This is a genomic window from Microcella alkalica (assembly GCF_014137945.1).
GTDB classification, from domain to species: Bacteria; Actinomycetota; Actinomycetes; order Actinomycetales; family Microbacteriaceae; genus Microcella; species Microcella alkalica.
On sequence record NZ_JACGWX010000002.1, the window covers coordinates 73,853 to 87,527 of the forward strand.

General features: G+C 63.8%; 14 protein-coding genes. 7 read left to right on the forward strand and 7 right to left on the reverse strand.

Translation table 11 applies throughout. From position 1 onward, the window contains the following. Window positions 1-6: 6 nt before the first annotated feature. The 5 genes from FHX53_RS04655 to FHX53_RS04675 are packed head-to-tail and all read left to right on the forward strand — an operon-like array spanning window position 7 to window position 4,258. Window positions 7-747, forward strand: coding sequence for a LamB/YcsF family protein (locus FHX53_RS04655; RefSeq protein WP_220476205.1), 741 nt, complete (start codon window positions 7-9; stop codon window positions 745-747). 4 nt (window positions 748-751) lie between these two features. Then, window positions 752-1,654, forward strand: coding sequence for a 5-oxoprolinase subunit B family protein (locus FHX53_RS04660; RefSeq protein WP_182490207.1), 903 nt, complete (start codon window positions 752-754; stop codon window positions 1,652-1,654). Beyond that, window positions 1,651-2,673 (forward strand): 5-oxoprolinase subunit C family protein, encoded by a 1,023-nt coding sequence (locus FHX53_RS04665; RefSeq protein ID WP_182490208.1) that lies wholly within the window; start codon window positions 1,651-1,653, stop codon window positions 2,671-2,673. Before FHX53_RS04660 ends, FHX53_RS04665 begins: the two co-directional genes overlap by 4 nt. Next, a complete protein-coding gene (locus tag FHX53_RS04670; protein WP_182490209.1) occupies window positions 2,670-2,918 on the forward strand; it encodes an acetyl-CoA carboxylase in 249 nt (82 codons plus the stop codon). Before FHX53_RS04665 ends, FHX53_RS04670 begins: the two co-directional genes overlap by 4 nt. Continuing rightward, the gene (locus FHX53_RS04675) at window positions 2,915-4,258 is read left to right on the forward strand and encodes an acetyl-CoA carboxylase biotin carboxylase subunit (RefSeq protein WP_182490210.1); all 1,344 of its coding nucleotides are present in this window, start codon (window positions 2,915-2,917) and stop codon (window positions 4,256-4,258) included. Before FHX53_RS04670 ends, FHX53_RS04675 begins: the two co-directional genes overlap by 4 nt. A 20-nt stretch (window positions 4,259-4,278) precedes the next feature. Here the strand turns inward: FHX53_RS04675 and FHX53_RS04680 are convergent, their stop codons facing one another. The 4 genes from FHX53_RS04680 to hisD all read right to left on the reverse strand — a co-directional run bounded on the left by FHX53_RS04680 (window position 4,279) and on the right by hisD (window position 8,927). Then, on the reverse strand, window positions 4,279-5,613 hold the full coding sequence (locus FHX53_RS04680; RefSeq protein ID WP_220476206.1) for an aspartate aminotransferase family protein: 1,335 nt from the start codon (window positions 5,611-5,613) through the stop codon (window positions 4,279-4,281). Between the two features lie 152 nt (window positions 5,614-5,765). After that, window positions 5,766-6,737, reverse strand: a complete 972-nt coding sequence (locus FHX53_RS04685) for a 3-hydroxyacyl-CoA dehydrogenase family protein (protein WP_182490212.1) — start codon at window positions 6,735-6,737, stop codon at window positions 5,766-5,768. Between the two features lie 19 nt (window positions 6,738-6,756). Further along, on the reverse strand, window positions 6,757-7,500 hold the full coding sequence (locus tag FHX53_RS04690; RefSeq protein ID WP_182490213.1) for a glucose 1-dehydrogenase: 744 nt from the start codon (window positions 7,498-7,500) through the stop codon (window positions 6,757-6,759). Between the two features lie 74 nt (window positions 7,501-7,574). Further along, window positions 7,575-8,927 (reverse strand): histidinol dehydrogenase, encoded by a 1,353-nt coding sequence (gene hisD / locus FHX53_RS04695; RefSeq protein WP_246335491.1) that lies wholly within the window; start codon window positions 8,925-8,927, stop codon window positions 7,575-7,577. A 240-nt stretch (window positions 8,928-9,167) separates the two neighbouring features. Between hisD and FHX53_RS04700 the strand changes: the two genes are divergently transcribed. Beyond that, the gene (locus FHX53_RS04700; protein ID WP_182490214.1) at window positions 9,168-10,193 is read left to right on the forward strand and encodes a substrate-binding domain-containing protein; all 1,026 of its coding nucleotides are present in this window, start codon (window positions 9,168-9,170) and stop codon (window positions 10,191-10,193) included. Here the strand turns inward: FHX53_RS04700 and FHX53_RS04705 are convergent. The 3 genes from FHX53_RS04705 to cofD all read right to left on the reverse strand — a co-directional run bounded on the left by FHX53_RS04705 (window position 10,156) and on the right by cofD (window position 12,610). Then, entirely contained in the window at window positions 10,156-11,028 is an 873-nt protein-coding gene (locus FHX53_RS04705) for an N-acyl homoserine lactonase family protein (protein ID WP_182490215.1), read from the reverse strand. The genes FHX53_RS04700 and FHX53_RS04705 overlap by 38 nt on opposite strands. Continuing rightward, complete coding sequence (locus FHX53_RS04710; RefSeq protein WP_182490216.1) at window positions 11,025-11,483, reverse strand: hypothetical protein; 459 nt, start codon at window positions 11,481-11,483, stop codon at window positions 11,025-11,027. The genes FHX53_RS04705 and FHX53_RS04710 overlap by 4 nt, the downstream gene beginning before the upstream one ends. Window positions 11,484-11,602: 119 nt before the next feature. After that, window positions 11,603-12,610 (reverse strand): 2-phospho-L-lactate transferase, encoded by a 1,008-nt coding sequence (cofD, locus tag FHX53_RS04715; protein ID WP_182490217.1) that lies wholly within the window; start codon window positions 12,608-12,610, stop codon window positions 11,603-11,605. A 202-nt stretch (window positions 12,611-12,812) separates the two neighbouring features. Between cofD and FHX53_RS04720 the strand changes: the two genes are divergently transcribed. After that, entirely contained in the window at window positions 12,813-13,661 is an 849-nt protein-coding gene (locus FHX53_RS04720; protein ID WP_182490218.1) for a nitrilase-related carbon-nitrogen hydrolase, read from the forward strand. Window positions 13,662-13,675: the final 14 nt, after the last annotated feature.

Below are 13,675 nucleotides of genomic sequence, written 5' to 3' on the forward strand. Positions count from 1 at the left end.
AACTCCATGGAGATCAACGCGGATGCAGGAGAGAGCTTCGGACGCTGGACACTGGGCGACCAAGAGGCGCTCTTCGCGCACATCGATGCGGTGAATGTGGCCTGCGGTTTTCACGCGGGCGATCCCACGACGATGCGCAAGACGGTCGAACAAGCGATTGCCCACGACCTGAGCCTCGGCGCCCACCCCGGATACCAGGACCTGCTGGGGTTCGGACGCCGCGCCATCCCGATGCCGGCCGATGCCCTCGTCGATCTTGTGCTCTACCAGGTCGGCGCCTTCGCGGCGATTGTGCGTGAACGCGGCGGCGAACTGCGACACGTCAAGCCCCATGGTTCGCTGTATCGAACCATATCGATCGACCGGGGAGTCGCTGACGCCGTCGGGCGTGGCCTGACGAGGTCGTTCCCGGGGCTACCGGTCTATCTGGCTCCGGGTATTGGCGCTGATGAGCTGGAGGCCGCGGGCTGCACCGTGGTTCGCGAGAACGCCGTCGATCTTGAGTTCGATGACGACGGGATGAATGTGATTGAACCTGTTCCGCAACCCAAGGATCCCATCACAGTGGCACGACAAGCGGTGCGAATCGTCCAGGGACATGTGCAGACCAACACCGGGGGGACGGTTCCGATGAACATTGAGAGCATGTGCGTGCATGGCGACCGGGCGAACGCGCCGGAGATCGCCGCGGCTGTGCGACGCGCCATTTCTGATGCTGGCCACGCGGTCGGCCCACGTGCTCGGTGATCTCATGACGAAACCGACCTACATCCCGTTCCCTGCCGATGCGCGGTTGAGCTTCGGCGGCGACGAGTTCATTTTCATTGAGCTCTCTGAGGACATGCGAATCGCTCAAGCGCTCGCCATTCAGTCGCTCGCGAAGACGTTGACGAACCTGAGGGTCCCGGGCGTCATCGATATCTGCCCGGCGCACGCGAGCTACATGATCCGTTTCGACCCCGACGTACTTGATCTGGATTCGTTTCTTAGCCAGTTGCGTGAGGAGCACGAGCGTGCCGTGAGCGCTGATCTGACCACTTTGTCAACGCGCATCGTCGACGTGCCCGTACTGTATGACGATCCTTGGACCCGCGAAACGTTGCTCAAATTCAGAGATCGACACCAGGATCCGAACAGTACGGATATCGAGTATGTGGCTCGGGTCAATGGATTTGCGTCCATCGACGAACTCGCCGCCGCGCACTCTGCACACCCCTTCATCGTCACGTTCCCCAACTTCGTTCCGGGTAATGCGGAGAGTGTGCAGTTGGTTCCTCGCGACATGCAGATTCAGGCCCCCAAGTACAAGCGTCCTCGCACGGAAACCCCCTCGCGCTCGATCGGTCACGGCGGCGCATTCACGAACGTGTACCCGTCCTTCGGCGGCGGCGGCGTCCAGCTGCTGGGACGAACACCTATCGACATCGTCGACCTCAGCCAAACGCGGCCAGGGTTTGAGGACCGTCCCGTGCTCTTCACTGCGGGCACCCTTCTTGCATTCCGGGCGATAGACCTCGACGAGTATTTCGACATTCGCTCCTCGATGGAGGCCGACACCTACCGATTCCGCCAAGCCGAGCTGGAATTCTCGATTGATCGGCACACAAGCGACTGGCGGGGATACAACGTGGAGCTCAAGGAGGCCCTCCCATGATGCATGTCACCGCCCCAGGCCTTCGCACTCTTGTGCAAGACGCTGGTCGAGACGGCTACTACGCCCTCGGCTTGCCACCGTCCGGAGCTCTGGACCAGAGATCCTTTCGCATCGCGAATCTGCTAGTGGGAAATGATCCGGGTGCCGCAGTTCTCGAATTCGTCTTCGTCGGTCCTGCGATTACTTTCGAGCGCGACACCCACGTTGCCGTGACCGGTGCGACCGTCGAGATTGCCGTGGACGGTGTGCCGCAGCCGCTCTGGACGCGGCTCCGGGTTCTCGCGGGTCAAACATTAGCCATCGGCCCCATGTCGAAGGGCAGTCGGGGCTACCTTGCGGTGCGCGGTGGAGTCGACGTCCCCCTGCAGCTCGGAAGTCGATCAACGTACGAGACTATTGGGTTTGGCGGACACGAAGGGCGGCCGCTCGTGGCGGGGGACCGACTTCCGATGGGTCCGAGTGCCGATGTCCTGGCAAGCGACACCGGCGCGCCAAGCCTTCCGGAGGAGCTTCGCCCACCGCTGAGCGCCCATGTCGAAATCTCGGTCGTCCCGGGCCTGTGCCACTACCGCTTTACCGCGGACTCGGTGTCGCTCTTCTTCTCGACGACCTTCACGATCTCGCACGAAGCCAATCGGACCGGTTACCGTCTCACGGGCGCCCCGATGGAATTCGAGTCGCGCGCGCAACCCTTCGGGGCGGGGGATGACCCCAGCAATGTGGTGAACCTCGGGTATCCCCTCGGATCGATCCAGATTCCGAGCGGGACAGAGCCTATCTGCCTGCTGAGAGACGCGGTGACCGGGGGTGGCTACGTGACCTTCGGCACCATCGTCTCGTCTGACCTCGACCGATTCGCTCAACTCAAGACTCCCGACACCGTCACGTTCCGGCAGGTGTCCTTCGAGGATGCGCTGGCGATGCGGCGACGCGCGCAGTCGGAGTTGACACAGATTGCACGCCTACTCGGTCAGCCACCGCACGAATCCACCGTCCCCGTCGAAGGAGAACTCCCATGACCAGCACCACGATCGTCGCTCCAGCCCCCGGTATCTTCTGGCAGCGACCTGCCCCAGAGTCCGACCCCTTTCTCACGCCCGGCCAGTCGGTGATGTCGGGCCAGCAGATTGGAATCATCGAAGTGATGAAGATGTTTGTCGAGGTCACGGCCGACCGCGACGGCATCTTCGTGAAGTATCACGTCGACAATGGGGAGAGCGTTCAGATGGGCGCGAGCCTCGTGGAGCTCGAGGCGGGGCCATGAGCCGAGTGCTTGTCGCGAATCGCGGTGAGATTGCGGTCCGCATAGTTCGCGCGTGCCGTGATGCCGGCGTCGAGGCGGTTGCCGTGTACTCGGACTGCGACGCCGAATCTCTGCACGTGACCCTCGCGGATGACGCTGTGCGCATCGGGCCTGCCCCCGCACAGGACAGTTATCTGAACCAAGACACTCTCATCGCGGCTGCGATGCAGATGGAATGTGATGCTCTCCATCCCGGGTACGGTTTCCTTTCTGAGAATGCCGGATTCGCGGCGCGAGTGATCGAGGCGGGACTGATCTGGATCGGGCCATCACCTGAGGTCATTGATCGCATGGGGGACAAAGCGCAAGCCCGGGCATTTGCTGTGTCGTGTGGAGTACCCGTGGTACCCGGCTCAGACGTGCTGAATGACCTCGACGAGGCCCGAGCCGCAGCGCTCAAGATTGGCTATCCGGTGCTCCTGAAGGCTGCCGAGGGCGGCGGTGGTAAAGGGATCAGACTCATCACCAGCGAGTCAGAACTCGAGCTTGCCTATGAGTCGGCGATTCGCGAAGCGCAGGCAGCGTTCGGCCGCGCGAGCATTTATGTGGAGAAGGCGCTCTCCGACGTCCGTCACATCGAGGTGCAGATCTTGGGCGATCAGCATGGCAATTGCATCCACCTTGTCGAACGCGACTGCTCTCTTCAGCGCCTTCGGCAGAAGGTCGTCGAGGAGGCGCCAGCCCCCACGCTGTCCGACGACACCCGTGCCGCACTCCACGCGTACGCACTCGACCTCGCCCACGCGATGTCGTACTCGTCCGCAGGAACCGTCGAGTTCCTCGTCGACGCCGACGGTGGTGTGTATTTCATCGAGGTGAACGCACGCGTTCAGGTGGAGCATGGCATCACCGAGATGATCACCGGTGTCGACATCTGTGTGGAGCAGCTGCGGAGCGCCTTCGGGGCTCCGCTCTCGATCGACCAGGCGAGTGTTGCCGTTCGAGGGCATGCCATCGAGGTCCGAGTGAACGCCGAGAACCCGGACTTCCATTTTCTCGGCAGTCCTGGTGAGATTTCCTATTGTCGGCTACCTGCGGGTCCTGGAGTGCGCGTCGACACCTTCATCGAGACGGGGGTCACGATCCACCCCTACTACGACTCCCTCATCGCCAAGATCATGTGTATCGGAGCGGATCGCGACGAGGCGATCCGCAGGCTCACACGCGCACTGGACGAGGCCGTGATCGACGGTGTCGTGACGACTCTTCCCGTTACCCGACAGCTCGTGAGCCAGTCCTGGTTCGCAGAGGCCGATTACGCGACCCACACCCTGGAGAAGAACTTGTCCACTCTCCTCTGATCTGAACGAACTCGCGCGGATCAGGACGTGACGGGGGAACCAGAGACCGGGTCTCCTCCAGGGCTGGCAGCCAGCGCGGCTCGCAGCGCATCGGCGAGTCTCGGAAGATGTTCCGATCCGAATACCAAAGGCGGACGGATTTTCAAGACGTTCTCCGCCGGGCCCGAGGCGCTGATCAGGACGCGCGCGTCACGCATGTGGTTCACCACGGCAGTGGCGCGCGAAGCGTTCGGTACGCCGTCATCCTGTAGCTCCAGTGCCAGAAAGAGCCCCGCACCTCGAACGGACGAGATTCCGTCATCCTCGGCTGCCAACGAGGAGAGCGCCGCACGCAGATCCGCTCCGACTGTGGCGGCATTGTCGCGCAATCCCCGGTCGTCGATCTCGTCGAGTACCGCGTCGGCGGCTGCGATGCTGACGGGGTTGCCGCCGAACGTGTTGAAGTAACGCACATCACCCCCGAAACTGTCGAACACAGAGGCGCGGCCGAGTACAGCGGCGATTGGAACACCATTGCCCATGGGTTTGCCGATGACCACGAGATCGGGGGCGAGCTCGTGACGCTCGAACCCCCACCAGTCGCCGGTGCGGCCGAATCCCGGTTGCACTTCATCAGCGATATACAGCCCGCCATGACGCCGGATGACCTGGGCGGCGGCACCCAGAACGGGCACGGTACCATGCAGGCCGTCACTGGACATGATCGAGTCGATGATGAGGGCAGCCGGCTCGACACCTCGTGCGCGTAAATCCGCGATGGCGTGGTCGACACGCGCGGCGAACTCACGCTCTTCAGTCTGTGGATCTGAGGCACCCAGATCGGGAGCGGCGACGAGCGCGATGTCTGCAGGGACCTCATTGTTCGGTCCCAGGCTCGGCGAGATTGCGGCGGCCGCGTCTGTCGTGCCGTGGTAGGCGTGGGACGTCGCAATGATGCCGCGGCGTCGGGTCACGTGCCGCGCCATCCTCAGGGCAAGATCGACGGCCTCGCTCCCGGAGCAGACGAACACAGCCTGCTCGACCGCGCCACCAAAGCGGTCGATGAGTCGTTCCGCATAGCTCACCACGCCATCGGTGAGGTAGCGGGTATGGGTGTTCAGAATGCCGAGTTGCTCAGACACCCGTGCACGCACCACCGGGTTCGAATGGCCGACCACGGGCACGTTGTTGTACGCGTCGAGATAGTCATTGCCGTCGGCGTCATAGAGAAAGACGCCTTCTCCACGGACGAAGTGGACGGGGCGCTGGTAGAAGAGCCGATACGGAGCGCCGAGGACGCGCTCTCGCCGGTCGAGCAGCGCTGCGTCCTGCGCAGCAAGCTGCACGCCGTTTGACCGGCTGTAGCTGTTGGTCATGTGCATGGCATCTCTGGCGGCCACTGCGACTCCGTTCCTCTGTGGTCACTGTTACGGCACCCCTCGGGGCGGTTCGCCGCCGCGGCAGATCTCTCTGTGCGGCCGCTGGTTGTCAGGTCGTGCGTGGTGTGGAGTACGTCGCGCAGTTCGGCTTATTTAGGCGCCCCGATTCCCGGGGCAGCACCCAGTTCGGTCCGTAATTGAGACAGTCGCGCGTAGGCGCGGTCGCGGAACTCGAGAAGCGCGGCACGTTCGGAATCAGGTATGTCGAGGTATCCGTGCCCGGACTTTACCCCGAGGTTTCCCGACTGCACCAGATCGACGAGGCTCCGGGGTGGCGAGAAGCGATCGCCGTAGGCTCGCTCAAGCGTCTGATACGAGGAGTGATACACGTCGAGTCCCGCCATGTCACCAATGGCGAACGGGCCGAAGAGGGCCAACCTGAATCCGAAGCTGTTCTGCACGACAGCATCAATCTGGTCGGCGGTCGCCGTTCCTTCTTCCAAGATCCTGACGGCCTCACGGTACAGGGCGAATTGCAGCCGATTGGCAACGAAGCCGGGCGTATCAGAGACGCGGGCAGTGAACTTCCCCAGATCTCGGATGATTGCTTCCGCCGTGGCCAGGGTCTCGGCGGTGGTCATGGACGACGGGATGATTTCCACACCCGGGATGAACGGCGCGGGGTTCATCCAATGCACGCCCAGGAAACGTCCGGGATCGGTGACGGCCACCGCGAGAGCCTCGATGGGTAAAGCCGACGTGTTGGTGCCCACTATTGCTTCGGGCTGCGCAACAGAGAAAATTCGCCTCAGGGTCGAGAGCTTGAGCTCCTCGATTTCTGGGACGGCTTCGCTGATGTAGTCGGCTCCGGTAGCCGCGTCCTCAATGGACGGAGCTGCCGAGATGTTGGCGGCGATGTTCTCTGCCGCACCGGCAGGAATCAGGTGAGCATCTTCGAAAAGCCGTGCCTGAGCAACGAGTCTGCGTTCGGCCTTCTGGGCAGTCTCGTAGTCGCGATCCGCGATGGCGACCGAGTGACCGGCCATCGCGAATACCTGTGCAATGCCACCGCCCATGTAACCCGCGCCGATGACAGCGACGTGAGCGAGTGTGTTCGACATCAGAGCCTCTCTCCGTACTTCATTGAATGGTGTAGCCACCATCGATGACGAGTGTGTGGCCGGTCACCAGTGATGAGGCGTCGCTCAGGAGGAAATTGACGGCGTGGGCCACCTCCTCCGGTTCCCCAAAACGCCCCAGGGGGATGCGCGCGAGCAACTGCGCCGCCCATTCCGGGCGAGCAAGCGTCGAGGCTGTCAGCTCGGTGCGAACGAAGGTCGGAGCGACGGCGTTCACCCGGATGCCGTGTGGCGCCCATTCCAGGGCGAGGAGCTTCGTGAGATGAATGACAGCAGCTTTGCTGGATCCGTAGGCTACACGCTCTTCGATGGCCACGATGCCCGCCTGTGACGCCACGTTCACAATCGACGCCGGGATCGTCGCGACGATCCAGTGGCGGGCGAGCGCTTGACTCACAAGAAAGGTCCCTCGCACGTTCGTCTCGTGTACGAGGTTCCACTCCTCTTCCGTCACGTCAAGGGCAGCCCGCGGGGCGTTGACGCCCGCATTGTTCACGAGCAGGTCGATCTGACCGGCGTGAGACCACGCCTGCTCCACACCGGCGGTGATCGTCGATGAGTCCCGCACATCCATCACGATGGGAACGGTGCCGTATCGTGCGGCGATCTCTTCAGCTGTGGCCAGGTCGCGGCTGGTTCCGTACACCGTTCCACCCGCGGCGGCAATGGAATCCGCAATGGCCTGCCCGAGGCCGCGTCCGGCGCCCGTGACGAGCGCCGTCTTGAGATCTACCGAGCCGACCACGGCGGCCGCATCCTTCCCTCGGGGCCGAGGTGAGTCGGATTCTGGGGGAGGTCAGTGGTCAGCACGAGCGGGGTTCACGACGCGTAGGTCTTGTCGGACCACGGGATGCCCGTCTTCCGGTACTTCGCGACGCGAACATCACCCGAGCGAGCGTGACCTTCGAACCGTTCGACTCGTGACGCGCGACCGCACAGTTCGCCGAAGAACGCGCTCGATTCCGTGTTGGTCACCTCCTGGTAGGTAATCGTGCGCAGGTACTTGCCGACCCACAGGCCTCCGGTGTAGCGCGCAGCTCCGCGCGTCGGCAGAACATGGTTGGTGCCGATGACCTTGTCGCCGTAGGACACGCAGGTGCCTTCTCCGAGAAAGAGGGCACCGTAATTGTGCATCTTGTCGAGCGCGTCTCGCGGGTTCTTGGTCAAGATCTGCACGTGCTCGTACGCGAACTCGTCGGCCAGGGAAAAGGCGGTGTCGAGGGTGTCAACGACGTACACGGCGCCCCAATCACGCCAGGCGGGCTCGGCAAAGTCACGCGTCGGCATGTCGGGCAGAATCGAGTCGACGTGCGCGAGGACCTCGCGCCCCAGTTGCTCGCTCGTGGTGATGAGCACGGCGGGCGAGTCGGGGCCGTGCTCAGCCTGCGACAGCAGGTCGACAGCGGTGATGAACGGGTCGGCGTCACCGTCTGCCACGATCAGCACCTCGGTGGGGCCCGCGAAAAGGTCGATGCCGACCTCGCCGAACAGCTGGCGCTTTGCCTCGGCAACGAACGCGTTGCCCGGGCCCGCGATGAGGTTGACCGGCTTGATCGTTTCGGTTCCGACGGCAAGCGCGGCAACCGCCTGGATGCCTCCGAGCAGGTAAATCTCATCTGCGCCCGCGAGATGCATCGCCGCGATCGTGGCATCCGGCATCTCACCCTTGATCAGCGGCGTGCACGCCGCAACGCGCTCGACTCCGGCCACCTTCGCCGTGACAATGGTCATGTGCGCGCTCGCGAGGAGCGGATATTTCCCGCCGGGAATATAGGCACCGGCGGCCTGCACGGGAACATTCTTCTGGCCGAGGTGAACGCCGGGTAGCGTCTCGATTTCGAAGTCTGTGAGTGACTCGAGCTGCTTCTGCGCCATCAGACGCACCTGGCTTTGCACGTAGAGAATGTCATCGATGACCTGTTGCGGAACGCGCTCGAGCACCTCCTGCAGTTTTTCATCGGTGAGCAGGTACGAGTCAGCCGCGTAATTGTCGAACTTCTCTGAGTACTCGCGCACGGCGGCATCGCCTCGATCGCGAATGTCGGAGATCACGGATTCGACCGTCGCGCGCACGTCGGCGTTGTTGCCGCGCTGCGAGCTATCGCCGGTCGGTGCCTTGAGAACGAGCGGTGTTGTCGTCTGGGTGGAACGAGCGGACATGATGACCTCCATTTACGCGAGCGGTTGCACTATCCCGGGGCCGCGCCCGGCCAATCCCCTCAGGGTATACGTATGCACATTGAGGAACAAGGCGAATCCTGACATTGTGGCTACGTATACATTCAGGGCTGACGTCGGAGTGATGACCATCCGAGCGACCATTCGTGAACGAACGGCGCAATGGCCGTCGACACGAGCCGACTATGCTCCTCTGCAAAGAGGGTGCCCGGTTCGCAGGCTGAGAGGAACAGCGTGGTCACGAGCCATGATGTGGCCCGGCTTGCCGGAGTCTCGCAGGCCACAGTGTCGCGCGCCTTGACCTCCTCGTCGAAGATCCGGCCCGCGACGAAGGCGCGTGTTCTTGCGGCGATGCAGGAGCTCAACTATGTGCCGCACGCCGGCGCGCAGACGTTACGTACTCGTCGCTCTGGAGTGGTGGGTGTGGTCGTCTCGGACCTCGCGAACCCGTTCTATGCGCAAATGCTCGACGAGCTCACCCGTGTGCTGAGCCTCGCGGGCTACCGTGCTGTCGTCTGGAACGCAGGGGGCGGAAGCCATGCAGACGCACTGCAGGCGATTGGCGAGAACGCGGTCGATGGCGTGATATTCACCACAGCGACAGCATCATCTCCTGAATTGCTGGAGGCAGTGGATCGCAATCGGCCGTTGGTTCTCATCAACCGAGACGTCGAAGGCGTCGCGTGTGACCGGGTCATCGGCGACAACGCTGCCGGGGGCCGCGCCGTCGCCGACTTCCTCTGCGAGCGCGGCCGAACTGAGATTGCCCTCATTTCCGGCCCGGCCGAGGCCACAACCTCGCGAGACAGAACCGAGAGTTTTCTGGCGAGGATGAGGGAAAGGGGTCACGACGTTCCCGAGCATTTCCGATTCGACGGCGCATTTTCCCACGACGCTGCGGCTCAGATCACCCGTCGAGTCATGACCCGGGAGGTCCGCCCGGACGGCATCTTCTGCGCCAACGACAACATGGCGTTCGGCGCACTGGATACCCTTCGCGAGTTCGATCTCCATGCGGATGATTGCTACGTGATCGGATACGACGACGTCGATATGGCGTCGTGGGCGTCGTTCAGTCTGACGACGGTTCGCCAGCCCATTCGAGAGATGGCTGCCACCGGCGGGCGGCTGCTCATCGAACGCATTAACGACCCGGAACGACCTCCGCAGACCGTGACGTACGCTCCGGTCATGATCGAGCGCGGGAGTACAGCGGGCGCTATCAGCCGACGCGGCTCGTTTCCCCGGGCGCGAGGGTGATCTCCACAATCTGACACCCGGCCGCGCTAAGGCGCGAAGGGAAGAACTGTGGGAGGCGATCCTCGTGGACGGGGACGATGCGACGTTCCTCGTAGCCGACAATCTGCATCATGCGCTCTGTCGTCTCGAGAAGACCCAGCTGACTCCCGGAGGCCAAGCCGACCGGCACGTAGGCGCCATCGTCGCCGATGCCGGTCACGTTTTCCTTCACGTACCGGAGGTCTCCCGCCATGATCCACGGGTCCTTGCCCGATTGGTTCTTCACCGTGATGAACTGCGACCCGAAGGTGTGGGTGTCGAAGGCGGCATGCAAGTCGATGCCGGGAAGAACGTCGTCGACATCGCCGTCGACCAAGCGCAGTCGACCTTCCGCAGCCAGCGTCGCCGTCGCCACCATATCGTCAGGGTTGAGGGCCTTCTGAAGCCACCGGAATTGCGGAGGCAGGGTGAGTACCCACAGCCACTGGGAGAATTCACGCTGCTGGATATGGAAGGTAGCGTTCGGGAAGTCTTCGATGTTGCCGAGGTGGTCGAAGTGGGCGTGGGTGACAAGCACGTCAGTGATGTCGTCAGGCGTGAGCCCAATCTCTCCGAGCACTGTGGCCGGTGACTGCCAGTTGATGACGCCGAACATGTCGGCCATCGCTTTCCCGTTCTGCGAATAGTTGTAGCCCACGTCGACCATCAGAGCGCGGTCCGAGCTCTTCAGCACGATGTATCCGTACGGGAGATTGACGATGCCCTCGTTGTGAGCGCCGTACAGCACACCCGACACCGCGTACTCGGGGGCGTGGGCGTACTCGAGGACCCAGATGGAATAGTCTGCGTTGCTCATTCCTTCTCCCTTGTCTGAGAAATCTGTCGAACGTTGGCGGCGCAACACGCGGATATGAATTCCGTACGTGCGTCTCGATTGCCGCGGGCATGCCGAAGAACCGAGGCGGCCGCGGCGAGGTCGTTGACGAGGAGCGGGGCGGCCGGGAGGAGTCCCGTTGCACCGGGCTCCAACAATTGCCGGAGGTGCCGTGTCACTCGGCTGAGCGAGGACACGACGGGGGTCAACTCGGTGCGCGTTTCGAGATCGGACGACAGCGCGCTGTCCTCGAGTTCCTGCAGCCAATCGTGGACACGATCGATAGCCAGGTGGATCTCGGGGAGGTCGGGATTCCGGCTGGCCATCGCCAGCAGATAGATGGCGCCGGTCGCCTGAAGTGTCCGACTCGCCAGTTCCCAGCACGCTAGTCGACCCTGCGAATCTTTCGGGTGGTTCTGTGACTCCACGTGCAGCATGGGGCTCCCTCTGCTGATGCCGACCTGGTGCGAGTGGTCAGTAGTGTATACGTAACCAAACACCGATGGTGGGTCGCGTTCCGACGGCCGAGCGTTGACGCCTGAGTCGCTCGTGCACCTCAAGAACTCAGGCCAAGCGCGAAGGCGACCGCCTCGGAGGCGAGAGCGGCGGCGGTGTCGAGGTCGCGCATCCACAGGGGAACCGCACGCGCGGCGAAGCCATCGGCCTCGAGTCCGTCGACGAGCGCCGCATCCTCCTCGGCGACGAGCCAGCCGTCGAGGAGTCCCGCATCGCGCCGTAGCCCATAGTGCCGGGCGATCGCGCCCGCGTCGACAGCGACACCGATGGCCGCGAGGCAAGCCTCCGCCATTCCGCGCACGGACGCGCCTCCGATGATGGGGGAGACCCCGACAATCGGCGCCGGCTCCGCCGTGATGGCCTCGAGCATGCCGGGGATGCTGAGCTGCGTCCCGATCGACACCACCGGGTTCGACGGGGCCACGAGGATGACGTCCGCGTCGAGTAGGGCGTCGAGCGCCCCCTCCGAGGGCACCGCGCGGTCGACGCCGTGCTGCACGAAGCCGGCGGCGGGCAGGGCCGCCCGGTAGCGCGTCCACCACTCCTGAAAGTGAATCTCGCGAGAGCCCGCGGCAGCTCCGCGATCGCCCGCGATGATCACGTGCGTGTCGACCTCCTGGTCGGTCGCGGGGTGCAGGCGCACGCCCAGCTCCCAGCGCTGTTGTAGCCGAGCGGCGACCTGCGAGGGCGTCTCACCGGCCCGCAGCCACGACGTGCGAGCGATGTGCGTACCGAGGTCGAGGTCGCCAAGCGTGAACCACTCGGGAGTCACGCCCCAGGCCTGCAACTCGCCGGCGACGCGCTCGCTTTCGCCCACGCGACCCCATCCGCGCTGCTCGTCGTTCTGACCACTGAGGGTGTAGAGCATCGAGTCGAAGTCGGGCGTGATGCGCAGCCCCGCCAGCCACCAGTCGTCGCCCGTGTTGACGATCACGTCGATCGCGGCGCCCGCCAGCGGGTCAATGTCGGATGCGCGGCGCACCGCCTCCCGGAGCCCCCGCACGAAACGGGCCCCGCCGACGCCCCCGGCGATCACTGCGATACGCATTGCTCCACGCTACTGCCGAGGCCCGGATGCTCGTCTCGCACAGAGCCCGACGCCCACGTCGTTTGGTGCTCATGTGCGCGTCGACCTGTTCACCTGCGCGCCTGCGCCATACCGTGTAACGCACGCGACACGGGCGGAAATCTGCCCGAAACGCGCGCACCGCACACTGGCCCTCATTCAATGACGCAAGGGGAACCACCGCATGACCACCATTCGCGCCGCCATCACCCAGACCACGTGGACGGGCGACAAAGAATCCATGCTGGACAAGCACGAGCACTTCGCGCGGGACGCCGCCGCGGACGGCGCGCAGATCATCTGCTTCCAGGAACTGTTCTACGGCCCCTACTTCGGCATAATCGAAGACGCCAAGTACTACGACTACGCCGAGCCCGCCGACGGCCCGATCGTTCAGCGATTCGCGGCCCTGGCGAAAGAGCTGGGGCTCGTCATGGTCCTCCCCATCTACGAAGAAGACATGCCCGGCGTGTACTACAACACCGCCGTGGTCGTGGATGCGGACGGCAGCATCCTCGGGAAGTACCGCAAGCACCACATCCCCAACCTCGACCGCTTTTGGGAGAAGTTCTACTTCCGCCCCGGCAACCTCGGCTACCCCGTCTTCGACACCGCCGTCGGCAAGGTCGGCGTCTACATCTGCTACGACCGCCACTTCCCCGAGGGCTGGCGCGAACTGGGCCTCAACGGTGCCGAGCTCGTTTTCAACCCGAGCGCGACGAAGCCGGGCCTGTCGAACCGCCTGTGGGAGCTCGAGCAGCCCGCCGCGGCAGCCGCGAACCAGTACTTCATTGGCGCGAACAATCGCATCGGCACAGAGAGCGACGAATTCGGCGACCTCGCCGTCACCTTCTACGGCTCGAGCTACTTCGTCGACCCGCGCGGCAACTACGTCGGCGAGGTCGCGAGCCAGGACGAGACCGAGATCGTCACGCGCGACATCGACCTCGGGCTCATCCGCGAGGTGCGCAACTCGTGGCAGTTCTACCGCGACCGCCGGCCGGACTCCTACACCGCGACCACCCGCCCGTAATCCGCCCGACCCGA

Excerpts from the sequence above, each read along its gene's own strand:
- FHX53_RS04710 (WP_182490216.1), bottom strand. The coding sequence starts at position 11,483 with ATGCTGCACGTGGAGTCACAGAACCACCCGAAAGATTCGCAGGGTCGA.
- FHX53_RS04720 (WP_182490218.1), top strand. The coding sequence starts at position 12,813 with ATGACCACCATTCGCGCCGCCATCACCCAGACCACGTGGACGGGCGAC.
- FHX53_RS04675 (WP_182490210.1), top strand. The coding sequence starts at position 2,915 with ATGAGCCGAGTGCTTGTCGCGAATCGCGGTGAGATTGCGGTCCGCATA.
- FHX53_RS04685 (WP_182490212.1), bottom strand. The coding sequence starts at position 6,737 with ATGTCGAACACACTCGCTCACGTCGCTGTCATCGGCGCGGGTTACATG.
- FHX53_RS04670 (WP_182490209.1), top strand. The coding sequence starts at position 2,670 with ATGACCAGCACCACGATCGTCGCTCCAGCCCCCGGTATCTTCTGGCAG.
- FHX53_RS04660 (WP_182490207.1), top strand. The coding sequence starts at position 752 with ATGACGAAACCGACCTACATCCCGTTCCCTGCCGATGCGCGGTTGAGC.
- hisD (WP_246335491.1), bottom strand. The coding sequence starts at position 8,927 with ATGGAGGTCATCATGTCCGCTCGTTCCACCCAGACGACAACACCGCTC.
- FHX53_RS04680 (WP_220476206.1), bottom strand. The coding sequence starts at position 5,613 with ATGACCAACAGCTACAGCCGGTCAAACGGCGTGCAGCTTGCTGCGCAG.
- cofD (WP_182490217.1), bottom strand. The coding sequence starts at position 12,610 with ATGCGTATCGCAGTGATCGCCGGGGGCGTCGGCGGGGCCCGTTTCGTG.
- FHX53_RS04705 (WP_182490215.1), bottom strand. The coding sequence starts at position 11,028 with ATGAGCAACGCAGACTATTCCATCTGGGTCCTCGAGTACGCCCACGCC.
- FHX53_RS04655 (WP_220476205.1), top strand. The coding sequence starts at position 7 with ATGGAGATCAACGCGGATGCAGGAGAGAGCTTCGGACGCTGGACACTG.
- FHX53_RS04665 (WP_182490208.1), top strand. The coding sequence starts at position 1,651 with ATGATGCATGTCACCGCCCCAGGCCTTCGCACTCTTGTGCAAGACGCT.